Source organism: Candidatus Eisenbacteria bacterium, from assembly GCA_018831195.1.
In the GTDB taxonomy this organism is placed as follows: domain Bacteria; phylum Eisenbacteria; class RBG-16-71-46; order CAIMUX01; family JAHJDP01; genus JAHJDP01.
On sequence record JAHJDP010000095.1, the window covers coordinates 19,425 to 45,333 of the forward strand.

General features: G+C 53.5%; 16 protein-coding genes, 1 tRNA gene and 1 pseudogene. 10 read left to right on the forward strand and 8 right to left on the reverse strand.

The window, feature by feature from the left end; genetic code table 11:
- Window positions 1–24: 24 nt before the first annotated feature.
- Window positions 25–2,862, reverse strand: coding sequence for an oligosaccharide flippase family protein (locus KJ970_16575; protein ID MBU2692533.1), 2,838 nt, complete (start codon window positions 2,860–2,862; stop codon window positions 25–27).
- A gap of 502 nt (window positions 2,863–3,364) precedes the next feature.
- Here KJ970_16575 and KJ970_16580 point away from each other — a divergent pair.
- The 8 genes from KJ970_16580 to KJ970_16615 all read left to right on the forward strand — a co-directional run bounded on the left by KJ970_16580 (window position 3,365) and on the right by KJ970_16615 (window position 10,800).
- Window positions 3,365–3,437, forward strand: a tRNA-Trp gene (locus KJ970_16580).
- Between the two features lie 161 nt (window positions 3,438–3,598).
- A complete protein-coding gene (locus tag KJ970_16585; protein MBU2692534.1) occupies window positions 3,599–4,831 on the forward strand; it encodes a glucose-1-phosphate adenylyltransferase in 1,233 nt (410 codons plus the stop codon).
- Entirely contained in the window at window positions 4,828–6,153 is a 1,326-nt protein-coding gene (locus tag KJ970_16590) for a glucose-1-phosphate adenylyltransferase (GenBank protein ID MBU2692535.1), read from the forward strand. The genes KJ970_16585 and KJ970_16590 overlap by 4 nt, the downstream gene beginning before the upstream one ends.
- A 1-nt stretch (window position 6,154) precedes the next feature.
- Window positions 6,155–7,402 (forward strand): dicarboxylate/amino acid:cation symporter, encoded by a 1,248-nt coding sequence (locus KJ970_16595; protein MBU2692536.1) that lies wholly within the window; start codon window positions 6,155–6,157, stop codon window positions 7,400–7,402.
- Window positions 7,403–7,413: 11 nt separating this feature from the next.
- Window positions 7,414–8,625 carry a hypothetical protein gene (locus tag KJ970_16600; protein MBU2692537.1) on the forward strand — a complete coding sequence of 404 codons (1,212 nt, stop codon included), beginning with the start codon at window positions 7,414–7,416 and terminating at the stop codon, window positions 8,623–8,625.
- Window positions 8,626–8,676: 51 nt separating this feature from the next.
- Window positions 8,677–9,318, forward strand: coding sequence for a hypothetical protein (locus KJ970_16605; GenBank protein ID MBU2692538.1), 642 nt, complete (start codon window positions 8,677–8,679; stop codon window positions 9,316–9,318).
- A 1-nt stretch (window position 9,319) separates the two neighbouring features.
- A complete protein-coding gene (locus KJ970_16610; protein MBU2692539.1) occupies window positions 9,320–10,180 on the forward strand; it encodes a hypothetical protein in 861 nt (286 codons plus the stop codon).
- Window positions 10,177–10,800: a hypothetical protein gene (locus tag KJ970_16615; GenBank protein MBU2692540.1), complete on the forward strand. Its 624-nt coding sequence runs from the start codon at window positions 10,177–10,179 to the stop codon at window positions 10,798–10,800. Before KJ970_16610 ends, KJ970_16615 begins: the two co-directional genes overlap by 4 nt.
- A gap of 155 nt (window positions 10,801–10,955) precedes the next feature.
- Here KJ970_16615 and KJ970_16620 read toward each other — a convergent pair whose 3' ends face one another.
- Window positions 10,956–13,670, reverse strand: a complete 2,715-nt coding sequence (locus tag KJ970_16620; GenBank protein MBU2692541.1) for a hypothetical protein — start codon at window positions 13,668–13,670, stop codon at window positions 10,956–10,958.
- A gap of 429 nt (window positions 13,671–14,099) precedes the next feature.
- Here KJ970_16620 and KJ970_16625 point away from each other — a divergent pair, with 429 nt between their 5' ends.
- Entirely contained in the window at window positions 14,100–14,780 is a 681-nt protein-coding gene (locus KJ970_16625) for a PEP-CTERM sorting domain-containing protein (GenBank protein MBU2692542.1), read from the forward strand.
- 883 nt (window positions 14,781–15,663) lie between these two features.
- Window positions 15,664–15,762: pseudogene (locus KJ970_16630) on the forward strand (PEP-CTERM sorting domain-containing protein).
- 107 nt (window positions 15,763–15,869) lie between these two features.
- Here KJ970_16630 and KJ970_16635 read toward each other — a convergent pair.
- The 6 genes from KJ970_16635 to KJ970_16660 all read right to left on the reverse strand — a co-directional run bounded on the left by KJ970_16635 (window position 15,870) and on the right by KJ970_16660 (window position 25,898).
- Window positions 15,870–19,124, reverse strand: a complete 3,255-nt coding sequence (locus KJ970_16635) for a hypothetical protein (GenBank protein ID MBU2692543.1) — start codon at window positions 19,122–19,124, stop codon at window positions 15,870–15,872.
- A 22-nt stretch (window positions 19,125–19,146) separates the two neighbouring features.
- Entirely contained in the window at window positions 19,147–20,628 is a 1,482-nt protein-coding gene (locus KJ970_16640; protein ID MBU2692544.1) for a sodium:solute symporter family protein, read from the reverse strand.
- A gap of 301 nt (window positions 20,629–20,929) precedes the next feature.
- Window positions 20,930–22,312 carry a hypothetical protein gene (locus KJ970_16645; protein ID MBU2692545.1) on the reverse strand — a complete coding sequence of 461 codons (1,383 nt, stop codon included), beginning with the start codon at window positions 22,310–22,312 and terminating at the stop codon, window positions 20,930–20,932.
- Window positions 22,313–22,323: 11 nt separating this feature from the next.
- Complete coding sequence (locus KJ970_16650) at window positions 22,324–23,640, reverse strand: outer membrane protein transport protein (GenBank protein ID MBU2692546.1); 1,317 nt, start codon at window positions 23,638–23,640, stop codon at window positions 22,324–22,326.
- A 164-nt stretch (window positions 23,641–23,804) separates the two neighbouring features.
- A complete protein-coding gene (locus KJ970_16655) occupies window positions 23,805–25,511 on the reverse strand; it encodes a long-chain fatty acid--CoA ligase (protein ID MBU2692547.1) in 1,707 nt (568 codons plus the stop codon).
- Between the two features lie 21 nt (window positions 25,512–25,532).
- Window positions 25,533–25,898: an STAS domain-containing protein gene (locus KJ970_16660; GenBank protein MBU2692548.1), complete on the reverse strand. Its 366-nt coding sequence runs from the start codon at window positions 25,896–25,898 to the stop codon at window positions 25,533–25,535.
- Between the last annotated feature and the right edge of the window lie 11 nt (window positions 25,899–25,909).

Sequence of the window (25,909 nt, forward strand, 5' to 3'; positions counted from 1 at the left end):
TGTGCCGTACAGTCGGAGTCGGTTTCAAGGAAGAATGGTTCCAAGGAATCGAATCCAGCGCCGAGCCTGATGTTCCCGATCATAAAAACGGAAATCTTCGCGCCGCGGTCCTCGAAGCAAATCGCCGCGGATCCAGTCATTATAGAGATTTAACAGGCAGTTCCGGATCGCGACAGCATCGTCGGGGTGAGCGATATGACAGCCATCTGAGCGTCCTGCCAGATGGGTCGTTGTGCCTGGGGGACACAGCAGCAGAACCGGACGCTCCGCGGCGAGAACTTCATAGAATTTCCCTGGAGTATGGTGATTAACTCCACCTAACTCACCCTCCAAGACCAGATTGACTGTGCTCTTCCTGAGAAGTCCCACGCTGACCCGGTGTGGAAGGTACCCCTTGGCATCTATCCGCCCGGCGAGATACCCGCCAGGAGAGAGGTGACTCAAGGCCGGTTCCACGCTGCCGGCTAGACAGAGCCGGAAACGGGCGGGATCGATCTTGCCCTCTTTCAGAAGATCCTCCAAAACAGTGAACAGGGTTCGTGGATTGCGCCAACTGAAGAATCCTCCGGTATAGGTCAACGTGAACTGCGAAGAATCTCCATTGGAAGCTGTTATGGCTGGAAAGTCATCACAGTCATAGCCATTGGGGACCCAGAGTCGTGGGATCGATTTCGGAAGAATCGGATCGAGTTGCCTCAGAACAGCCCGATGAGCCGCCACAACGCCGGAGGCGTGCGAGAGGAGCTTGCGCTCAAGGGTGGGATTCATCCACCGGCTCAATCCCTTGGGCGTTCTTGGCAGATACGTTTTTGTCCATGGATCTCGGTAGTCGATCACCAAGGGCCGCCCGGAGATGGTGGATAAGAGCCATCCGACAATAAGGGGGGTCCAGGGCGGCCCCGTCACCAGAATAAGATCGGGGCGGAACCGCCGGCAAAGAGACCAGCCCCGCCAGAATCCAGTCAGCCCCCAACCCGCGTAACTATCAGGAAAACTTAGAAAATGGCTCAGCCACTGGATGCCAACGAGAATCCGATTGATAAATGGGATCTTCCGGGCCGGCTTCCATTGCTGTCGAAGTCGGCGGATGTGCGGCCAAAGACTAGGATCGGGCGCCTCTTCACGCATTAGATCTTTGGGGATTTCCTCCAATAGAGATGAATCTTCCAGAGAGACACCTTTTGAGGCGGCGGAGAGAAGGGCGATTGGAATTCCCTGTCGCATCCAATACTTCACAGTCTTGGCGGATCGTTGAACTCCACCACCCCCCTGCGGGGGAAAACGGTAAGCTATAAAAAGAATCCGCGGTGGGGACGCATCCTTCCCTGAAGATCGGGTGCCCCTTGGCAACCATCGGTCGAGGAAGCGAGGTTTCATCCGGTCGGGTAGCATCTCATCACCGGTGGCAAGTAGTGTTATAAATGTTAAACTGATAAAAACGAAGCTGACGATTCCATCAAGGGCGAGCACGGATAATAGATCACCGCCGGGGATCCATTTCATGAGAAAGAGCGAGAAAATGCCGGCCCCGGTCAGAGGTAAGATCCCTACTCCCAGTCCCCGTCGAAGATAATGCGCGAAGGGGAGATCGATTAGGCGGCAAGCATAGACGGGGAGTATGAAGAAACGGACAATCAGCATCGGAACCGCCGTGCCCAACGCCACACCGTAAAGCCCCCATGTTTGAACCCACCACAGGCTCAATCCAAGATTCACCACGCCCTCAACCAACGTCAGCCGGGAAAGAAATTTATGCCGGCTTGTGCCATAGAGGATGGAAGCAATCGGTGTTTGACTGGAGGAAAACAAATAGGCCGGTAGCAGTAGCAGAAGAACAAATCCCGATTCTTCAAATCCTTCTCCGACCCAAAGGCGGAAGAGCCTGTTTCCCGATATCGCGAGCAAAAGACAGGTCCACGCGCTGAGCAGAGTCGTTCCACGGGTGCCAAGAATCAACAGACGCTGGAGCTTTGCCTTCCCGCCTATCGTATCGGTCCGGCTGAAAGCAGGGGTCAGAACACGGGTTACTCCGAGTACCAATCGGGATAGATATTGTAGCGGCCTATTGCCGATATTAAAGATCGTGATAGCCTGCGGGGGCATGAACGAAGCAATGACGATCGAGTCGGTGTATAACCTCAAGCGATCTCCGGCCTGAGCGAGAAAGGTGTGGATTCCATAGTTAAATATTTCTCGGATCCTGTGCCGGCGGGCCATTCGAAATGAGATCCGGATACCTGGGACCTTGCGCAGAACCACACCGGCGACACAGATCTTCTCCACTCCGGTGACGACTAATAGCACCCAGGCCATTGCGACCAAGCCGCCGCCCGAGAGTAGGGCGATGAGGAAAAAGAGATTCCGTATCGTTGCGAAGGTGATTCCCAAAATGTTCGAGAGATCAAACCTTTCCGCTGCGCTGAGAACACCTTCGAGAAGACGGCCGGGAAAACTAACCGCAAGGGAGGCACCGACAAGAATGATCAGCATCGGTGTGTCGGGATGCTTGGCCGCGGCGAAACCTTCGACGTTCGGGAGGATAAGGGCGAGCAGGGCGCTGATGACGAGAGCGGCGATACCGGTGCCTGTATAGAGGGCGAAGGCGGTATTGAGCGTCTCATTCGCCATGCGGATGTCTTTGAGAGCCAGATCACGGGAAACATAGCGGACAACCGCCGAGCGGACGCCAAGATCGAGAAGACCATAATAGCCCACAAGAGAATGAATCAAGAGCCAGATTCCATAATTGCCCTTTCCCAGAAACTTAATAAAGAGGGGGGTCATAACGAGCCCCAAGAAAACCCCCCAAACCAGGTGAACCCAGTTTGATGCAACGTTTTTGAGAAAAGCCTTACGTTTCATGGAATCCTGATAAAAAGTGACTTGGCCGGCAGCCGGCCAATGCTGCGCTTCATTGTTTAGTTTATTGTATAGATCGGCTTTGCCCTTATCCCCAGGCTAAGCCTGTCACTCCGCTTGACACTCAATTTTGCACTCAACGAGAGAATCTACCTTACTTCGGGGATCAGGGCGATCTTCGAACGCCTACCGCCAGAAAAGCCCCCTGGCGACATCTTCCGCTCCTTCCATCCCGCGGGGAAGGCTTTCTTGAACGCACTCCTTCAATAAGTTATCGACTTTCTACAACCTCCCCTTGAAGGAGATCGACCATAAGGCGAGACATGGGCATCCATGGATCCAAGTTTGGGTCGATAAGCGGATCGACCGATGGCGGCCACAGCCCCCATGAGAAAGGGCCTGATGAGAGTTGAATTTTTCTCCCCTATTTTCTCTCTTCGGGGATCTTGCCCCGAAGGACGGCTTGTCATAAGCTGTGATCCGTGGACCTAAAATCCACGACCGTAGGCGTGTAGCTCAACTGGCAGAGCAACGGTCTCCAAAACCGTAGGTTGGGGGTTCGATTCCTCCCACGCCTGCAGAAACCCCATCTTTAGCTTGGTGGGGTTTTTTTTGGTCTCGCTTTTACCGGATCCGCGGCTCGGACCAGACACCCTTCGCAAAAACGTGTTGACAGTGCGGCTCAATCCCCGTATTTGTAGAATTGTCTTGGAGTTAGCCAAAGGAGGAGATCCGCCGAATGTTTGAGAGTCGACTCAAACTTCCGTCCACAGTCGCCTTTATTCTTGCCGGGGGACGCGTGGGTGAGTTATCCGTATTGACGCTCTCACGCCCGATGGCCGCCGTCCCCTTCGGGGGTATTTACCGCATCATCGATTTCGCCCTCTCCAATCTGATGCATGCCGGGGTTTCGCAGATTGGAATCATCCCTCAATACCTGCCGTCCTCCCTCATCGATCATGTGGGTATCGGCGCAAATTGGGATCTCACCGGTCCGGGCCGAGGTGCAAAAATCCTCCCGCCCCACCTTGGTCCGAATGCATCACACTGGTATGAAGGTGGCGCCGATGCCGTGCGTCAGAACCTTAATTATGTTAAAGACATTGATCCCGAATTGGTTCTGATCATTTCCGGCGATCATGTCTATCAGATGGATTACAGGCGTTTGATCGAGTTTCATCTCGAACATGATTCTGATGTTACAATCGCTTTTCGGCCGATGGGATCACAAACCGATCGCCGCTTCGGTTACGGAGTTTTAGGCTCGGACGGGCGGCTTGAAGATTATCAAGAGAAGCCCCATGTTCTTCCCTCAGACCTTGCCAGCCTGACCGTCTATCTTTTCCGGCGTTCCGTCCTTGAAAAGGTTCTGGAAGAGGCACCGCCCGGTGAGCAGACCTTTGGACAACATGTTCTTCCCCGGATGCTGGGGACCTATAGAATGTATGGCTGGATGTTCCAGGGGTACTGGGGCTATTGTCGGACACCCTCGGCCTACTTTCGATCCAATATGGATGTTTTGAGTGGTATTGCCGATCCGGAAGCCTGGCAAATCAGGACCAACCTCTATGATCAGGGCTTGGGAAAAATGCCGCCGGTCTCCATTAATGCCTCGGCCAAGATCCAAAACAGCCTTGTTTCACCCGGATGCGTTATCAGCGGCGAGGTTCAAGATTCCATACTCAGCCCGGGGGTCTGTATTGAGAAAGGGGCCTTGGTAAACAACTGCCTTCTCTTTCACAATACAGTTGTGATGTCCGGCGCCGTCATCCATACATCCATCATCGATAAAAAGAGTCTCATCGAGCCCAACGCAGAAATCGGTGCACCCCTGCCGGCCATGGAGAGGCTGAGGGATAAAGACCTGGTTATTCTCGGAAAAGACGCCATTGTGGAGAAAGGCGTCAGGCTGCCGCCGGGTGAGAGAATGGCCGGCGGGCCGCACATGAAAAAGAAAGCCACAGAGAAATGAGCGCGACTGAGAAGCAAAGATCCAATTGGCGGACGGTCGATGTCCGGGATACATTGGCACTTCTCCTGGCCGGTGGTGTTGGAAGCCGTCTCAATGTCTTGGTTCGCCGGAGGGCTAAACCGGCGGTTCCTTTCGGGGGCATTTATCGAATTGTAGATTTTACATTATCGAATATTCAGAAATCCGGAATCGAGCGTGTGGGTATACTGACTCAATATTTGCCCTACAGCCTCAGCGATCATGTGGGACGCGGCGAGGCCTGGGGGCTCACAGGGCGTCATCGTGAGGCCCGGATACTACCACCGCATACCGGCACCAGCCATTCGGATTGGTATAAGGGAACCGCAGACGCCGTTTATCGAAATCTATCCTACATCCGTCGTCACAATCCCTCCCTTGTTGTCATTGTATCCGGGGATCACATCTATTCCATGGATTACACGCCGATGCTCGAGTATCACCTCGACCGCGGAGCCGCCGCGACCTTGGCTATCCAGAAATTCCCGCTCGAGGAATGCTCTTCTTTCGGCACGGTGCTTCTAAACGATGACATGTCGGTGCGGGGATTCGATGAAAAACCGGCCGTACCCAGAAGCCCCTGGATATCGCTTGGCATCTATGTCTTCCGCAGGGATATCTTGGAAGCCCGATTGGAAGAAGTGACCGGCGCCGGCGGTGGTGTCGATTTTGCCCGGCACATCTTTGCCAATATGCTGGAACGGGGAGACCGTCTTATCGCCTATCCATTTCAGGATTATTGGCAGGATGTGGGAACCCTGCAGGCCTATTTCGACGCCCACATGGATCTTATCAGCGATCGCCCCAGAATCGATCTCGCCAAATGGGGCGTCCGGACAAACCTGGAAGCAAAACGCTACGGCGATAGAGGGCCGGCCTACTGCGCCTCCACCGCAGACATCCACCGCGTGCGTATCGGCCGGGGCTCCCGGATTTATGGGCAAGTCGAATCATCCGTCCTCTCCTCCGGTGTCGTCATTGAGGATGGCGCCGAGGTCAAAGAGTGCGTTATTTTCCATGACACGCGCATCGGACAGGGCGCAAAGCTTCACCGGGTTATTATCGACAAAAACGTCACGGTGGGGCGGAGAGCACAGATCGGTTGTGACATCGGCAGAGACCAATCCAATGTTAAATATCCGGATCAACTGAATTCAGGCCTCACCGTCATCGGCAAAGGGGCCGTTATCCCACCGGAAATGAGTATCGGGAAGAATGTCTGTATCGGCCCGGAGATGGATTTGACATCCCTGGACCGAGAGACCCTTGAAAACGGAGAGACAATAGAAGAAAAAGAGGGCTGATATGCCTGGTCAACGATGGCTCCTACCCGCAATGTTGGTTGGTATTATTCTTGGAGCCATTGGGGGATGGTACTTCGGTCCTCAGATGGTTTCACTCGCCTGGCTCGGCCAAATTTTTCTCGATGCCCTCAAGATGCTTATCGTTCCACTTATTATCACCTCAATGATCACGGGGATTTCTCAACTCGGTGATATCCGCAAGGTCGGCCGTACCGGTGGTACGGTTCTCATTTACTATTTCGCGACGACCGGTTTGGCCGTCCTGCTGGGCATCATTCTCGTTAACATCATTCAACCCGGGCATGTGGGCGAATGGGCCGGCGGCGAAGTTCCCGAAGCCGTCCGGGGCAAAGAGGGCATGGGTTTGGTTGTGATTCTACGGAGTTTCATTTCTCCGAACATTGTACAATCAATGGTGAATATGGATATTCTCCCGCTCATTATTTTCTCACTCTTTTTCGGCGCGCTCTTGACAACGATTGAGGCGCAGAAACGGGACACCGTGATCAGCTTCTTCGATGGAGCCAATCAGGCCATCATGAAGATGGTTCATCTCATCATGTGGCTTGCGCCGATCGGGGTCTTCAGCCTTATCGGCTCCCGGCTGGGTGAAGCGGGAGGAGGATCGGGTTTCCTCACGGAATTTTCAAGACTCGGGCGGTACTCTCTCACCGTTATCGTCGGACTTCTTATTCATGGTGGCATCGTACTTCCCCTGATTCTCTACTTTTTCGCAAAGCGCAATCCCTTCCACTACTTTATCGGCATGGCCCGGGCCTTGAGCACGGCATTCTCCACGGCGTCAAGTTCCGCCACCCTTCCGGTCACCTTGGATTGCACAGAATTAAACAATCGCGTTTCCCGCCGATCATCCCTCTTCGTGTTACCGATCGGAGCCACGATAAATATGGACGGAACCGCCCTCTATGAATCGGTCGCCGCCATTTTTATCGCACAGGCCACCGGTCACCACCTTGGATTCGGCGAGCAAGCGATCATTTTTGTAACGGCGACACTTGCCGCTGTAGGCGCCGCCGGCATTCCACAGGCAGGATTGGTTACCATGGTGATTGTGTTGCGCGCCGTCGGTCTCCCCCTTGAAGGGATCGGTATGATCCTCGCGATCGATTGGTTCTTGGACCGGTGCCGGACAACCGTCAACGTCTGGGGGGATGCCGTGGGCGCGGCCGTGGTGGATCATTTGGAGCCGACGCCGCTTCCGGAGGGTTCATCCCCGCCACAGTGTTAAAGGAGATTTCCATGGAGAGGAAAAGGTTCCGGCTCCCAGACGGACCGCATCGGCAGATGAGATCCCGGGGATCCTTATCGAAACCCCGGTTCTTTATCATTCTCGGACTGGCCGGATGGCTTTGGTTGCAAGCCGCGGCGGCCTTGGATCCTCCTGTCCTCACATCGATTGAAGACCGTCCGAATGATGCCGGGACAGGCCTCATCCTGCATTGGAGCCCAAGCACTGAAGATAATCCAACCCTCCAAATCATCTTTGAGCGGCGCCATGCGGATGGAGTACTGGATACCCTCGAGGCCATCCCCGGTGTCGATCCAAGAGCCGGTGGGGAAATTCCAAGTTCCACAATCGATGAACGGGGTCTGGAACCGGGACAGATGGTTAGTTATCGGATGGGCTGGTTTGAGGGGGAAGACACCCTTTGGTCAGCCTGGAGTGATCCGATCGCGCCACAAATTCAATGGGTCAACGGGGAACGCGCCTCAGTTGCTGTGGCGTTGGTTCTCTTTGCCGGTATTCTCATCTGGTTTGTCTTGAGCGCGCGCAGGGGACGCACCTTCTTTATCCGGAAGATACCCGGTCTGGAGGCGGTAGAGGAAGCGGTCGGCCGGGCGACCGAGATGGGGCGCCCTATTCTCTACTCCCCCGGCCTTGATCCGATGGATGAGGTTGCGACGGTGGCCTCGATTAACATTCTCGGCCAAGTGGCTCGCAAGGCGGCCGAGTATGACACGCGCCTCATGGTGCCGAACCGCGACCCGATCGTCATGGCCGTGGCGCAAGAAGTGGTCAGGGACGCCTATACGGAAGCCGGCAGACCGGATGCATACAATGCCGATGATATCTATTACACCACATACAGCCAATTCGGATATGCCGCCGCCGTATGCGGAACGATGATGCGGGAGAAACCGGCCACAAATTTCTTCATCGGCCGGTTTTATGCGGAGAGCCTTATCCTGGCCGAAACGGGCAACGCAACCGGTGCCATTCAGATCGCGGGCACTGATGCGGATGCCCAGCTGCCCTTTTTTATCACCTCGTGTGATTATACATTGATCGGGGAGGAACTCTACGCGGGTAGTGTTTATCTTTCCCGCGAGCCCCTTCTGCTGGGAGCATTAAAAGGACAAGACGCGGCGAAGGCTCTTATCATCATTATCATTATCATTTTCAGTCTTCTTCAAATCTTTGGTATCGATCTCAGACGCTTTCTGGGATAGAAATTATCGGTCTTTGATTTTTGGCACGGCCATAATGGAGAGCGGAACAGAATGAAACGCACCGGACCCGTCATCTTTGGTTTTCTTATTGGAATGGTTATGCTCCTGCAATATTTCAGCCCCCACCCAACTCTTCTCAGCACCTACAATCTTATCTTGGATTGGAAACAGGTCGTCTTCGGAATGACATTGATACTCGGAATTGTGAGTCTTGTTCGTTTTCACAGTACAAAAATCCGGAGAAAACAAGACGGATGGTTGTACAGCATCGTGACATTGGCCGGGTTGGTCGCGATGAGCGGCTCATCGCTTGTCTGGGGAACCGAGCGTGGTTTTTATCCTTGGGCATTTGATAATATCCAAGCCCCGATGCAGGCCACCATGTTCGCCCTGCTCGCCTTCTACGTCGCCTCAGCATCGTACCGGGCTTTCCGGGTTCGGTCACTGCATGCCGGTTTGCTTCTGTTGGCTGGTGTCATCGTCATGCTGGGGCGCGTCCCGTTGGGCGAGCTCATCGGTATCACCATCAAGGGACAACACTACGCCCTCCCACAGCTCTCGACCTGGATCCTTGATGTTCCCAACCTCGCCGCCAAGCGGGGAATCCTGATCGGCGTCGGATTGGGCATGGTCGCCACCGCTCTGAAAATTCTGCTGGGGATTGAGCGGAGTTACTTGGGGAAAGGAGCCTGATATGCGTGAACTGGATACATCAGCTCCGATCGCCAAGCGCACCATTTGGACCCGGCTTATGGCGGTGGATCGCAGAATTATCTTTTTGGCGGTGGCTTTGTCTGTCGCCCTCCCCCTGATCTATCCCATCGGTCTCCCCGTTAAAACAGCGAACGAAAGCCGTGCCTACTTCAAGGAAATGGATCAGCTCAATGCCGGAGATGTCATCATGTTCAGCTTTGATTATGAGCCGGATACGATGGCGGAACTCGACCCGATGAGTTTGACAACCTGGCGGCATGCTTTTCGGAAGGATCTCAAAATCATCGCGTTGACGATGTACGCCGGTGGAACAGGAGTCGCCGAACGGATCATGCGCCAAGTGGCTGGAGAGTACGGTAAAGTCTATGGGGAGGATTATATCTTCCTCGGTTACAACCCCGATTGGTCGGGCACCATGCTTCGGCTGGGGGAATCGATCAAAGCAACCTATCCAACCGATCAATACGGCACCCCATCCGAGTCATTTCCCATTCTTCAACATGTCGACAGATACGGGCACATTAAGTTGCTCGTTTCAGTATCGGCCAGCGCCCTCTCGGAATACTGGGCCATCTGGGCTGGCGGAAAGTACGGTCAGCGGATGATTTCCGGAAATACGGCGGTGCAGGCCGTTCTCATCTACCCGTACTTCCAGACAGATCAAATCTCCGGATTTTTGGGCGGATTGAAAGGGGCCGCGGAATATGAGTCTTTGGTGGGTATCAAGGGCGAAGGGACAAGAGGTATGGATGCCCAATCGACCGCGCATGCCCTCATGGTTCTGTTCATTCTTCTCGGAAATGTTGGCTACGTCATGAATCGGAGGAGGCGGACTCAATGAGCGTCGACCCGGGAGTTTGGATCGCGGCCATACTGACCCTGGCTATATTCTCTTTTTTGTACAAGGACAATCCCGTCTACAAATTCGCCGAACATCTTCTGGTCGGAGTTTCAGCCGGATACTATCTGACACAATACACCTTTTCGGCGGTTTATAAAAAACTCATCGTTCCGGTCTTTTTGAACGGAGAGTGGATTTTAATCTTTGGCGGCCTTCTCGGTCTATTGATGTTTTTCAGGATGAACCGCAAAACGGAATGGATCAGCCGGTACGCTATCGCCTTCTATGTCGTCGCCTGGTCCGGTTATGTCATCCCCTCCATTCTTCAGGCCCGCGTACTGGTTCAAGCTCAGGGCACCATTCCGGTCACCACCGGCTCAATCTTCTCGATTATCAATGCATGGCTCATCATGATCGGCGTACTTTGTATACTGATCTACTTCTACTTCAGTATGGAACATAAAGGCGTTCTGTTGCCGGTATCGCAGGTAGGAATCTTTTTTTTGATGCTAGGTTTCGGAGCCAGTTTCGGTTATACAATTATGGGCCGGATCACGCTTCTCATCGGCAGATTCCAATTTTTGATGGGAGACTGGCTGGGTATTATCGAGAAGCTTTAAGGCCGATGGCATCCAGAGAGGCGCGGTGATACGCCAAATGCCCTCTTTGTCATGCCGTGAGACCCAAAAAGCCCGGCGGCCGTACCGGCCGCCGGGCTTTTTGTTCAACCTCGATGCAATTTCCAATACGCGATAGAGGCCGCGCCCTTCGTTCTCTATCGAACGACCATCAAGCGCGTCGCAGCCTCTTGATCCCCAAGCCGGACCCGGGCCCAGTAAAATCCAGCGGCGACCGGGCGCCCATCGTCATCTCTCGCATCCCAGCTTAGAGATCCCCACCCCTGATTAACCGTTCCCTTAAACAAACGGGCGATGTGCCGGCCGGAAACATCAACAACGGAGACGTCCATCCTGGCGGATGAGGGGATGTAATACGGGATTCTTGTGCTGCTCACCATTGGATTTGGAGAAGGCAGCCCAAGACGCAGCGTTTTAGAGGCCGATAGCTCATCCGGCAAACCGGAAGATTCACCGACGGTGAAGGAAGCGGCCTGCATATAGAGACCGCGTTCTGAAGAGTCTTCGGCATAGGCCCGCCACCAATAGGTTCCTTGAGCGAGCGGTGTGGAGACGATCCAAGCTGTCGTGCCGGCGCCCTCGCTGATTCCATCCATCGAAACGGCAAGATCCGTCAGCAATTCGTCATGATAAATGGCGAACGCATAGGTCAGGGGATCGCCGTCAGGATCGATGCTATTGTAAACTTCCAGAGTCGGCTGCGGCGGATGATTCTGACTTCCGTCGGCCGGCGCGGCCAGAAGCGGCGCCGACGGCGGCGTATTGCCGTCACCCTCAAAAATCATAACATCATCGAGACCGGCCTCGATGATATCGCCCGAAATATTGTTATCCCTCGCCTGGACCCGGATCCTCATCTGGGAAGTCAGAGGAATCTCGGAGCCGAGATCGGCACTGAATTCGATCCAGTTGGCTTGATGCGTAATATCACCGACAAAGACCAGATTTACAGGATAGGTGGCGCCTCCATCATTGGAGAGATCAATGCGGAAAAAATCGCCCGAGTCATCGCCGTAATCCCGTTGGCCGTGGAAATAATTCAATCGAACCTGGGCTTCGGTCACCGCTGAGAGATTCCAGATGGGAGATTGAGACGCGGATGTTCCACCGTCGACATCATCCGTTCCTTCGGATGAATTCTGCCCGGTAATCCATGCATAGACGCCCGGATCGGGTGTGGTATCATCTTCCGGTTGAAACCCGGTCCCGTTGGGATCGACACGGACAAAGGCCCCGGTTTCAGCGGTGTGGGAAGGGTCTTGACTCCATCCCCCCTCATCGGTTTCAAAATCCGCCAGATACAGAACCGGCGGCAACCCCACCCTTTCCGTGGCCCTCTCGATAATATCGAGACCGGGTTGTCCGGTAATACGGATCTCGAAGTCAACCGCATGTCCGCCCGGTGCATCAGCGTGAACCGTGATATTGCATGGATCCCCGGCGCCGACCACGATCTCGCCGGGGTCCATCAGGCCAAAAACCGACAAGGCGTCATTCAGCTGAATATAAGGATCATCCGTCTTCAAAGTAACTTGTACATTATCGGCGCCGACCAGGACGCCGACGCTCTCCAATGTCAGCACCAGATCAGCGGTTTCCCCGGGATCCAGCCGGCCATTCCCGTCGCCTCCGATGACCGCAATATCTGTAAGCCGGATATAGGCCCCTGCGACCTGCGTCAGATACAGATTGGAATAAAGATTTTCATTAATTAAAGGCACGCGCTCAGCCTCTGTCGGCCAGAAACCGCTGCCCCCCACCTCGGTTGTAAAGGAATATATTTTATTCTTAAGGGTTTGCTCCCCATAGGCCCAATCAAAGGTGGTGCCCGCGGCGGAATATCCGATCGTCTCGCCGGGTTGGCCGACTATATAGCCATTCTCAGAGGCCATTTCCATCCCCATGGCTTCAAAAAGGTCATCCTCCGGACATTCAGCGGCCGTATATCCCCAGGGATGGAGTATCGCCGCGGCGACGGAGTGGTAGGAATTTTGAGTCACGAAGTTGTGATCGATCATGAAATTCATCATCGCCTGGATTTCCGGCTCACTTCCGGCGTAGGGTCCTTTATACGTGTCATCGCAGGGGTCGGGACTGGTCCCGGCGCCGCCCCATTCATAGGTATAGTTACGATTCGGATCGACGCCGTAGCATCCCCCCCCGTTGACGCGGCGGTTTTTGCGCCACATGCCGCCGCCGTTTGGAGCGATCTGCTCGTTATAAAGGAATCCATCCGGGTTCACGACGGGGATGAACCAAATTTGACGGTTATCGACAAGAAAAGCCGCCAGCGGATCGGTTTCATAATGTTCACAGAGGTACCGGGCATAATGGAGGACGATTTCGACCGTCATGATTTCGCGGGCATGATGGAGCCCGTCGAACAAAACCTCAGGTTCATCCTCTTCGAGATCTGGGTTATCGGAGACCTTTATCGCCCAGATATCATTCCCTTCCCAGGTTGTGCCGATACTGATGGGTGCCGTCGTCAAATCAGGATATTCATTGTGCAAGTTGTTTATCTCGGTAACCGCCTCGCTATATGTGTGAAACTCGCCGAAATTATCCCGGCCTTCAAATCTCGCGGCGTAATAACTCTGAAGATCCTCGATCTCTACATCTATCTTGTATCCCTGCCGAACCATCTCCTCTATAACAGAGGAACGGGCAACGATCACAAGCGCGTCCCCTTCATTTCTAATAATCTCCAGATCGAAGGATGATATGTCCATGAGATCAATCCCGGGAACTGTCAAGTCGAGGCGGGCTTGATTGTAGATCTCATCTGCTGCTGCGGCGGATCCCAAGACAACACAGAGGATCAGGAAACCGAGACTGATGAACCGAGGCATGGGTGTCTCCTTTTCGCAAAGGTACAAAGGAATGGAATTAATGGCCCCTCCATATGAAACCGATTCCACACCTATTTTAAGGGGTCCCGGCGATATCCGCCATGCTAGAAATGCCTCTATGTGATGAGCATTTTCATACAAACCCGATCTCGGTGGGGGATCGAAGAGGGGCTCATCATAAGGGATTCCGGCTAACTTTTTACCAATCATAGGTTTACGGCCTGCTGAGCCATTTGGAGAAAATTATCTATCTTGTTGCCGGAGCGCGGATTAGGGATTGACTCCGGGGATGGATCGCGGTATTCTAGGTTTGTTGTGAAGTTCACGGGGAATTTGACCCAATCAAGGGGATTCCTCGTGGTCTTTGTGTATGTTGTTTTCAGGGCCAGGGAAAAGCTCCCTGGCAATGTTGGGTAAGGAGACAAGGTCATGCGCCAAATAATTTGCGGACTCATCATCATTGGATGTGTTTTCGTGAGCTCCAGTGCCTCCGCCGGGTTTACCACATGGTTCCCTTCGCCAAATGAACCGGATCTCGACGAGATCCTTGACAACCTCTATGGTTTGTCAAACGTGGTGCGGGTTGCCGATACGGGTGGGCTCACAGACCAGATCTGGTTTAACAGCAATGCCGCGGTCAGTGTCGAGGCCAAATTCTCCTCTCGGGACCACACCTTCGGCTATTACCAGGGGCTGACCGGTTGGAGCTTCAATCCGCTCTTCACGGTCTCCGGCTCGGGGTATCTGTCGGGTGTAACGGGCGGCTTCACCCCAGCGCAATCTGGGAATCCCTTCCGGTTCGCCGATAAGACCGGCTGGGTGCCGGCATGGAGTTCACTGGAATTGCAGAACCTCGATTTCATGGATCACATGGTTACCTACCAGATCACCGGCGATGACCCGACAAAATCAAATACGGTCGGAAGTTATGTCCTCGCTTGGGAAGACGGCTCCTGGTTCGGTGACCGTGACTACAATGATCTCATCGTCGAGGTCAGCGGGGTTGGGCTCGGGGGATGCAGCCCTGTACCTGAACCGGCGACACTCACTCTTTTGGGAATGGGGCTCGTTGGTTTTACCGGATGGAGCCTCAGGAGACGGAAGAAGTAGTCCAGCCTCCATATCTATTTTCTGGAAGCCCTGGGTCAAATGACCCAGGGCTTTTTGCTCTTCCAGACCAAGTATTTGCGCCGTAACAGTCTGTTTATCAATTAATTATATGATCGTAAACATATATATACGTATTCACTCCTGCCGACAATATGTGTAATGAATACTTGACACGCCCTTCTTGAATGGGTTATTCTCTTAGAGAGAAAAGAACCGTCCAGTGACCCACTGGAATCGACATCTATAAAGGCCTGTTTTCCACAGGGCAATATCGCCGGCCGCCCCGTCAGGCCAAAGGAGTGAGTGTATGGAACGCAAGATTGTGATTGTGGCAGCTCTCAGCCTAATGCTCATGACAACGAGCGTCTGGGCCGGATTCACAACATGGCTCCCCGCCCCCAATGAACCAAATCTGGATGAGATCCTCGACAATCTCTATGGACTCTCAAACTTGGTGCGGGTGGAAGACACAGGCGATAATGGTACAGATATCCTCTGGCCGAATTCGGGGGCAACGGTGAATGCGAGAGCAAAATTCACGACAGATCGAATGGCCTTTGGTTATCTTCCTGGAAGCTCAGGAACCGCCTATGAAAACCTTTTTACTGCCCGGAGCTATGGTTATCTATCGGGCTTGACGGCGGCAGTTTCTCCCACCCTCTCGGGTAATGTTTTTAGATTTGCAATGCGCCCCAGAACCGATCTTATCTGGAGTTCGAATCCATTTGATAATGACGGAGGGATGGATCAGATGATTACCTTCCGCATTACGGGCAGTGGCGGAGAAAAGAATAATCAGATCGGATCCTATGTCCTGGCTTGGGAACAAGACTCCTGGTTGGGCGACCGGGATTATAATGATCTGATCGTTGAAGTATCCGGTGTCTCCCCGGTACCGGAACCAGCCACTCTGACCCTCTTTGGGCTTGGATTGGCAGGTTTTGCCGGTTGGCGTGTGAGGCGTCGCAAACAACAACCCTAATTGCAGGCTTTAAATGATGCCAGACGCGCTTCGGAGGAAAACCGGAGCGCGCTTGCTATTGCTTCGAAAATGGCATCTGCCGTTCATAGGGCATTCTCGGACACAGCCTATTTTGACCCCGCTGCTTCAATCTCCTGCAAAGCCAGTTGAACCGCAACCTCCAATTGCTGATCCACACCCCGCTGAAGGGCATCAGGTCTGTTCTCTACGACGATATCGGGAGTACAGCCCACCCTTTCCATATTGGATCCGTCGAGCTTGCTGATCCACCCCCGTCCGGGAAGGCGCAGCCGGGAACCGTCGATCAGGGTTGTGGCCCCCGTTGAAATCACACCACCATAGGTTTGCTGGCCGACGACCTTCCCTCGTCCAAGCGTTCGAATCGACCACGAAAAGATCTCTGCGTTGGAGAAACTGAACTCATTGCACAAAACAACAAGAGGTTTTGTCCAAGCGGATAAAACTCGGCGCCCCTGGGGATATCCGGGACCTCCTTCGCGTGAATAGGTTGTCGCGTGGTCCCCAGCCAGAAGAATAGTCAAGAGCATATCGGTAATCCATCCGCCGACATTGTCCCGGACATCGATAATCAATCCATCCTTGCCGTGAGCCTCGGCATACAAATCCCGCTCGAGGACCTCCAGATCTTCAACACTCATCGCGCCGATATGGATATAGGCCACCCGGCTTCCACCAGCTTCTCCAACATACCGCCGGCGATCCTCCATTTCCTCCTTGTAAAGGCTCGAACGGAACTCTCGAAAGGAATCCGGCCGGATAACGACTTCCTCCTCCCCACCGGCCGACCGCGCCACGACAAGCAGCGTCTTTTTCTGGGTCGTTCCTTCCAACTTCTTCCAGATATTATCGCCGGGTCTAATATCCTCCCCGTTTATTGAGAGAATCATATCCCCCGGAAAAAGCCGGCTTGATCTGCGATCCGCCGGTGTTTCAGGAACGACATGAAGAATTTTATAACCGGGTCCCTCATAATCCGGATCAAAAATGACGCCCAAGCTCCCGGTTTCTACCCCGGTACCATTTTGCGAGTTGGGATAGATTTGGAGGTGGGATCCGTTAAGCTCTCCCAGCATCATACGAATAATATCGAAAAGATCTTCAGAAGTAGATGCATCCAGCGCCCAAGGCTTGTACTTTTCTCTGGCCGCTGACCAATCAGCACCGTGAAAATCCGGATCGTAGAAAACATCCCGCAGACGCCGCCAAGCTTCATCAAACAACTGGGCGCGCTCCGCCCTGATATTCACGGTCATATTGCCATTGTATGGAAAACTCTTCGGGTCACCACCGGATGAAGAGATGGAGGCGATGCCACCGCCCTCCTTCAAGTAGTAGATTTGCTGCTTTTCCGGCCCCCACTGCAAATTTCTCGGATTCTGACCCCCACTGGTCAATCGTTTCTTGTCTGTTCCATCCCATGAGATTTTCCAGAGATCGTTTTCACCCCCTGAATCCGATGTGAAGAAAAACGACCGGCCATCTTTCGAGACCAGGACACGACTCTCTTCCGAGGGGAAACGAGTCACCCTATGAAGCCGCTTGTGAATTCCTTTAAAATCAATCCTGATCTCCGGTGTTTCTCTTTTTTCCTTTTTATCTTTTTTGTTTTCCCGCTCCTCACCGCTATCAGCCCCGTTACCTTCTATGATCTTTTTTAAATCCTCCTCATCAAGAATGTCTTCTTTTGATTTTTCTTCATCTTCCCGGGATAACCAGACATACCAAATATCAGCTTGGTTTGTATAATCCCGTCTCGAAGAGAAGGCGATGATTCTTCCATCGGGCGACCAGGTTGCGGACCCGTCATTATCGGGATGCTGGCTGATATTGTAAGGGCCTTCTTTGCCATCAGCCGCGACAATCCATACATCTTCATTATCCTCATTATCATCACGGGAGAAGACGAACCATTTGCCGTCAGGGGACCACTCATATTCAAGAGTGGACCAGCCTTCAACGATGGTTTTTTGATTTGATCCATCCTTCCTCATCGTCATCAATGTGCCATTTCCGTGAATATAGGCGATCCATTCACCATCCGGTGATGGCTTGGGATCCCACTTCTCCTCAGCGCCGGACGTCAATCGTTTGATCTCCCGATGCAAAGAGCGGGCTAAACGCGGATCCAGCTCATCCGTCGATCTCATAAGATAGATATCCCGGCAACCCGCTTCATCCGAAACAAAGATGATCCCCTCGGAATCAGGGGTCCATTGAATCTGATAGTCTCTCGCGGGACTATTCGTCAGCCGGAGAGACCAGGGTTCTTCCTCTCCGCTCTTCATTGCGAAGATATCTCCTCTATAAACAAACGCTATTTGTCTCCCATCAGGGGAGATGACAAACTCCTCCGCGTTCGACGATACATTAAGTCTCAGTTCATCAGGCTCCACACGGTCCGATGGGATAGCAATGTTCAAGCGCCGGGGCTCTTCCGGCTCTTGACTCCAGCTGGAAGATCCTGGGGGTGGAAATTCGGCGGGAACAGGTAATGTATAGATACCGTCTTCATATTCAAAGGCCGCCAGGCTGCCGTTATCGGCAAGCCTGGGAAAGCGAAGCCGCCCTTCCTGAAAGCGGGTCAAAAAGAGACGATCCCCACTCGAAATCGATAGGATCTTCAGGTTGGAAATACCCTTTGACTCACTCAGGTATAAGATGTGCTCCCCGTCGGGAAACCATGCGGGATGGGCGTTGATCCCCGGCTCTTCCCCTTCCGGAGCCGTCATTGTCAGGTTATGAAACTGATCCGTTCCTATCTCATGAAGCCAGATTCTGTATCTGGCGTTCCCTTCATAGCCCCGCCGCCACCACGAAACAGAACCCCGGACATAGGCAAATTTAGTGGCATCGGGGGAAAGAACTCCCTGCTCCCCTCCAGTGGAGAGGAAGGGGAAGGGCGTACCACCTTCAAGAGAGATCTGATAAAGAGCCCGATTCCATCCATCCCGCAAATCCCTCCGGGTCTCGATGATGAGATCCTTCCCATCCGGCGTCCAGTCAGTGGGAATATCGGATCCGGAATGATAGGTGAGCTGCCGGAGCGCCCCGGATTCAACCGGTATGACAAAGATATCCTCGTTTCCGTTGCGGTTCGAGGCGAAAGCGATCAACGTTCCGTCGGGGGACCAGAGAGGATAGGCGTCGTACGCGGGATGAGCCGTCACACGCCGGGCCACCCCCCCCTCGGCCGGAACAATCCAAATATCACCTTGGTAGCAAAAAGCGATTTGCGACCCATCCGGGCTGGGTGCTGGATGCCGCGGAAAGCGAACTTGGGCCGAGGCCGCTGTGGAGAGACAGAGAATTAAAAGGAATGAAACCCACCGCACAGAATTCATGAATCACTCCCCATTTTCATAATTATGAACGCCGGGCCGCATGTCCCCGCGTCAGCAAACTGACAAGAATGAGGACAATCAAGCTGAGTGCCAATGCCGGCAACACCGGTTCAATGTTCATCTTCTCCAGATGCTGAAGCGATCGGGCGGCCTGATTCCTATCTGCATTCTCAAACCATTGTGCAAGATTCCCACCGGTAATGAGGCTCTTCCAGAGGACGGCTGTCAGAACTCCCGTGATCATCGATGCAACAGCGCCGGAACGCGTCGCCCCCTTCCAGAAAAACGCGGCCAGGATTACAGGTGTGATGCCGGCTCCATAAATTGTATAAGCGAATAAGGCGACACTGAAGAAGCGGTCCGACAGAAAGGCCAGGCCCAAAGCCAGGCCGCCGAGAAGGACGACCACAGCACGGCCCACAAAAACCGAGTGGCGGGGCGGGTGCTGGCGAGCGAGAAAACGCTCATAGACATCCCTTACCAGACTGGTTGACGGCGCCAAAAGATAGGAGTCGGCTGTGGAAACGACGACCGCCACGACCGTGGCGGCCAATAAGGCCCCGAGTAAAGGGGGCAGGCCGTAGAAAGCCGTTTGGACGATAATATGGCCCGGGATATCCGGAGCAGGAATGAGACCTTTTACCACGAGGGATTTGCCAATCAGCGCCGTAAGGATAATGCCGAATTCCAAGATGAGAACCCCGGCAAACATCCCAATGGCCGAGCGCCGCGCCGCTTGTGGATCCCGTGCTGAGAAAAACCGCTGGTACATATTGGCGTCGCCGATAATCAGCAACAGCGATGGCAGAAGGACGGAAAGGAGCTGCATCGTGCTATATGTGCCGAAAAGGGATCGGGATTGAGGATCGATCGATGACAAAACGCCTTCGAATCCGCCGGCTCGTATCAATAGTATGGGTAAGGCCGTAAAGATCCCAATTACCATGAGAATGCCGTTGGCTAGATCGGTATAAGCAACGGAGAACATCCCGGCCAGGGCCGTATAGAGAATGACAAAAGCCGCCACCCCAACAACGGCGCTATGATGGCCGATGTGCGGAAAGATGATCTCTACAACCGCCGCGCCGGCCCGATACTGGTAGGAAACGATAATCACATAGGCCATCAGCAATGTGAGGGTTCCCAGGATGCGCGTGATGACGCCGAAACGCTCCTCGAGTATGTCTTGGATCGTGAATTGACCGCTACGCCGGATGCGCGCGGCAAGAAAGTAGAGGACGATGATTCCGACACCGCCTGAGACAGGCAGGAGAAACGCCGGTACACCGACTCTGAAGGTCTCCTCCGCATTCCCAAAGATGCTCCCGGTACCAATCCAAGTCGCCAAAAGGGTTCCCACAAGGACGGGGACAGAGAGGCGGCGGCCGGCCAGACTGAAATCGGCATGCGTGCGAATCGATTTGGCCTTGCGGGCGCCAACAACAATAAGCGCGATGAGATAAATTACGAGGAATGCGGCGTGGATGTGGAAAGATTCTGCCAAGATTCCAGTCCTGTTGGGAATGCGGCCCTCTGGTCCTCGGTGGTCCACCCGCTGGATCTCAATGGGCGAACTATCGCTCCGATGAAGTAGAACCCATTTTCGGCCCGCTGTCCACGAGGAAGCGCAGTCTGGCATGAGGGGATCCATGACTCAAGGCGAGGGCGCACAGGGGCGAGGGCGCACAGGGGCGAACCCGCCCATCGCAGGGTTCCTCCGGCCAGACTGGAGGTGGAGGGAAAGAATAAACCCGGAACAGCCCCATGCCATCCCGGATTCATCAGGGTCAGAAGAAAAATTCCTGTCACTCAGATTTTTTAAGAAGCGACGAAAAATCCTTGAGTTGATCGAGCCCGCTATCCCGGAACCCGTAATGAGACGCTTTGCCGGGCGCCTGTTCGAATCCCACGACATTTTCAACCGCCGCGACATCAACCAGCGGTATGGAAAGACCATAGGTTTCATTCAGGGCTTCAATGAAGGCATTGGCAATGAGAGCCTGCCCCTTCTCACTGGAATGTATCCCATCAAGGCTGTAGGCGCTCATCGTGTTTTGAAAGGGAATCCCTGTTTGCGAATTCACCAGCCATGGGAAAATCGCGTTGGGAAAAGCGAAGTTCTCCGGTATCGGTTCTCCGGGCAGTTGCGATAGAATCGTGTGGACATCAGCCATGGCCCATCCGCGCGCCTCTGTTTCGGCCGCGATGATTGAGTTGAAACCGTCAACGGATTCTCTTATGAGGGCGGCCTCTTCACCTGTCAATGTTAAAGCTGCGGAAAGAGTGTCCTGGCTGGCGCCGCTGGAATCCGGAAGATAATCCGGCGTCAATCGCGCCGTGAGAAGGATGTATTCTACATCGTCCCCATCACCGTCCAAATCCTCCTCCATATTCCAGCGGATGGTGGAGGAATCGATCATCGTCCCAAGTGGCATTGTTGTGAAATAGGGTAGGTTGCAGAAGTCGGGAAGATTACCGACGACGACGATGGGAGCCTCCATTGACTCCACCTCATCCAAAACCATGAGAAACAAACCGGACCATAGAGAGGCCGGGGTGATATTGATTCCGCTCTCCGGCTCTCCCGACATCGCACCGGCCAGAATATGATTTTGTCCGGTCCAGAGTGTCAGCACTTGCGGGGAAAGGGCCCTCACCTGGTCTATCGCCGTTTGACCGCCCGGGGGCAGACCGGCATTGCGAAGGATTAAATCAAAGAAACTGTTTGTTTGAGATTGACTACTGGCGGCATCGGTCGCTTGGAGAAGATCCAGTGTCGTGGCTCCGGGAACGCCGAGGTTATCGTAGGGCACGGGATATGTCGCATTGAGAAGAAGAGCCGCTGGATTCACAACATTATCCGCCACTATCAATCCCTGCCCATTGACATAGAGGGCGCCATGCCCCGGCGTGGAACCAATTCCAGGAGAATTCACGAGCGGCATTTGCAGGGAGCCTCCACCCGCTTGGATTGAAATGAGATTCGGGAAACTGGCGATCTGCCCGGCTTGAATCAACCCGCCATTAATAAATCCCGCCGAGAAGTTATTTCCCAGTGCACTGATCCGGATTGCATCAGCATTCGTTACGACTTCAGGCGCGGCAGGATTGTCGGGACTGCATCCCATGCTTGCCAGACAAAGCGCCGCCAAGGCGCCAGTCAAAATAGAAAACACGCTGCGCATCATCGTCCCTCCTGCTAGAAGTGGTAAGTTAAGCCTAGTGTCGGTATATGTGCGATATTTTTATAGACACCATCAAAGCCGTCATAATTGAAGCCTTCGCCATTCACAACCGTTGATCTCTCCTCAAAGGTAACCAACATATATCCAGCCGTGATTTCCATTTTATGCATCGTATATGTTAATCCAAGGCTGTAATCCCAACGGTTGGCGTCGGCCAGGAGGGGGCTGACGCTTCCTATAGGTTGAGGATTATTGTCATATGCCAATCCCCCCATGAAGCGGAAGGACTCTGATATAATATATTCAGCACCGAATCGCCATTCCTGGCCGTCTTGGTAGTCCTCACGCAGTATTGTATTGAGTGCTGGATTTGAGAATTCGAGCTCCACTTTGTCGAAGGTATGCCAGCCGAACCATACAAAATCGGCCATCAGCGCCAAGCGGTCCGCCGGCATATACCTCATCCCAATAGACAGAATCGCCGGGTACTTCAGATCACCCCCCACCTTCTGTTTCCGGCCGAGTTGGTTCAATTGAGCGGCGACGGATAAATCCAATGGCTCGATTCCGGTCGGCAGATGCTTGAGGTCCCCATCCTGATCTTCGAAGGTATTCGTTACGCCGCCTTTGAAATTGACGCCAAAACTAAACCTTTCACTGGGGCGGATCATGAGAGCCGCCGCGGGGGCGACGGAAAGTCCGCTCGTGCCCTCCAGATCGACCTTGATAACATTGTAAGCTGTGCCGTCGGTTCCAAAACTCTGCGTTAATATCTTTTCCAATTTAAGGGTGCTGACGACAAAATGGACTCCGGCGGAGAAGGCAATGGAAGAGTGAGGCCGGAAGGTTATAACAGGACTGATGTAATAACTGCGAATCTGGGAATTCGTGCTCAGTGTCCGCCCGGGAAATGTCTCGGGATCATCCCAATCCACACCTAATCCGAAGGGAGTAAAAAAACCAACACCACCCGACCACCGCTCATTATGGCGATAACTCATATAGAGACCGGTCGGCATATAGATTCTGTCAGCTGTCTGAGACTCCACATCGCCCGGATAAAGACCCACTGTCGCACCGGAGGCCCGGGTGAACTTTGAAATCGGCGCAATAGGCGAGACATTCGCTGAAACAGCAATCCCCCTATTCAGCCATCCGATACCGGCCGGATTGTAAAACAGGGCCGTCGGGTCATCCGCGGTCGCTGTGAAAGCCCCACCCAATGAGGTGGCCCGGCTTCCCATTTCATAAATATTAAATCCGCCGGCATGGGAATCGTTCCACATCCCCAGAGCCAATAAGATAGAGCCCAAGATCAGGATCCGCTTCAAAACGACCTCCTTCAGCCTAGTAACGGTCGATGTCACCCCAACCTCTACCCAACAGATCTCTTCTAGATCTATCCACCGATAACCATCTTCCACTCGGATTGAGCTGGACCACAAAGATAAGCTGCTCCAGTTGGCGGCAAGGGCCATCGACCGGCATCCGATTTTTAGTCGATCTCCCTGTGGCATTTCTGAATTTCAGCCAATTCCTCTTCCCGCAAGACGCGGCGCAGAAATTTCAGGATGCCGCTCTTGGGCAACGTCTCTCTAAAATCAATAAGTCTTGGAACCTTGTAGGCCGCCAATTGCTTCTTGCAATAACTGATAATCTCTTCTTCGGTGACTGTCTCGCCGGGTTTGAGAACGACAAAAGATTTGACCGTTTCGCCGCGTTTCGGATCCGGAACCCCGATGGTGCAGGCCTCAGTTATAGCAGGATGTTCCATGAGGATGCTGTCGATTTCATCCGGATAGATATTGTAGCCGCTGGCGAGAATCATGTCTTTCTTGCGACCCACAATTGTCACAAAACCATCCTCATCCATCATGGCCAAATCGCCTGTGTGAAGCCAGCCGTTCCTCAAAGCCTGGGCTGTCTCTTCCGGGTTGTTATAATACCCTTGCATGATTTGGGGTCCCCGGACAATAAGTTCCCCCTCTTCACCGGGAGCACATTCCCCGATTCCATTATTCGTATCAACAATTTTCGCGTCAGTGCCTGGAACAGGGATCCCGATACTCCCGGCCTTTCGCTTTCCACCCAATGGATTTGCGTGCGTCAAGGGCGACGCCTCGGTAAGTCCGTAACCTTCGACGAGCTTCCCACCGGTCAATTCTTCAAACCGCTGAAGCGTATCAATCGGAAGAGGCGCACCCCCGGCAAAGCTCCACTTGAGGCTTCTGACATCCTTCCTACTAATCTTTGAATAGGAATTGATCGCTTTAAAAATGGCTGGGACCGCCGGGAAGAGCGTGACCCTGTGTTTTTTAATATTCTTGATAATAATGGGAATGTCTCTGGGATTCGGCATAACGACCATTGTGGCCCCGGCAAAGATGGGAAGCAGCAGAGCGACGGTGAATCCGAAAATGTGAAACTGAGGCAGCACCGATAGAAAGACCTCGCCTCCATCCTTAAGCCCCGGAAACCAAAAATGCATTTGCTGAACATTATATGAGAGGTTTCCGTGGGTTAGAATAGCTCCCTTGGATCGCCCTGTCGTTCCCCCCGTATATTGAAGCAAAGCGGCATCATCCATGCGGATGACCGGGCGCGGCGGGCAAGCCGGGCTCCATCGAATGAGCGATTTAAAACTATGGAATTCAGGGCCGCGCGGCATCCTGGTCAGCAGCGAGGGTCTTCGGCGCCGAAGTTTTAGCGCCGCCAGCGGGCGGACAGGAAAGGAGAGATAATCGGGTATGGAAGCCACGATATAGTGCCGTATCGTAAGATTATTGTGAATCTGAGCTATATGCCGATTGTACAAAAAATCAGTCGTGATAACGACCGTGCATTCCGCATCCGTCCATTGTTCCTCGAGTTCACGCGAAACATTGAGAGGATTGGTCATCACAACCTGGGCTCCGAGAGAGAGCACCGCCATAACCGAGATAGCTGTCTGCGGGAGATTGGGAAGATGTATCGCAACGCGGGAGTCCCTGACGACTCCGAGAGCCGTCAGGGCCGTTGCCAGCCGGTCCACATGGTCTTTAAGCCTGCCGTACGTTAGATTCTGATTGAGAAAAATCGTCGCCGGACGGGACGGGAAGCGGGAAGCAGCGCGTTCCAGAAAAGATGGCAGCGGCAATTCTTCAAAATCCGGGCGGATCGGAACACCCTTATCGTAGAATCTATACCAGCTCTTCTCAGGCATCCTTCGACCGCGCTGGAGCGGTTAATCCTTCATTCCATTGAAGGCTTCCAATTCCAGAGTATAATGATTCATCACGCTGAGAAGACCCACCAGCTTCAATAGGGTGAGAACACGATTGGACGCGCCAACGAGACACATCCGCCCACCAGCGTTTGTGACGGATGTATAACTAGCGGCCAAGATCCCAACACCGGCGCTTGTCACATGCTCACATTTCTCAAGATTGATGATCAGACAGGAGCCGCCGCGGCGAACATCTTGGCGCAGAGTATCCAGAAAATCGAAGCAGTCTTTTCGATCGGTGAGAACACCTGATAAGCGATATACAACCGCCTCGGGATCTTCATGCTCTATCCTCTCGACTTCCAATTTCTCCCAGGATGACATCGTTGACCCCT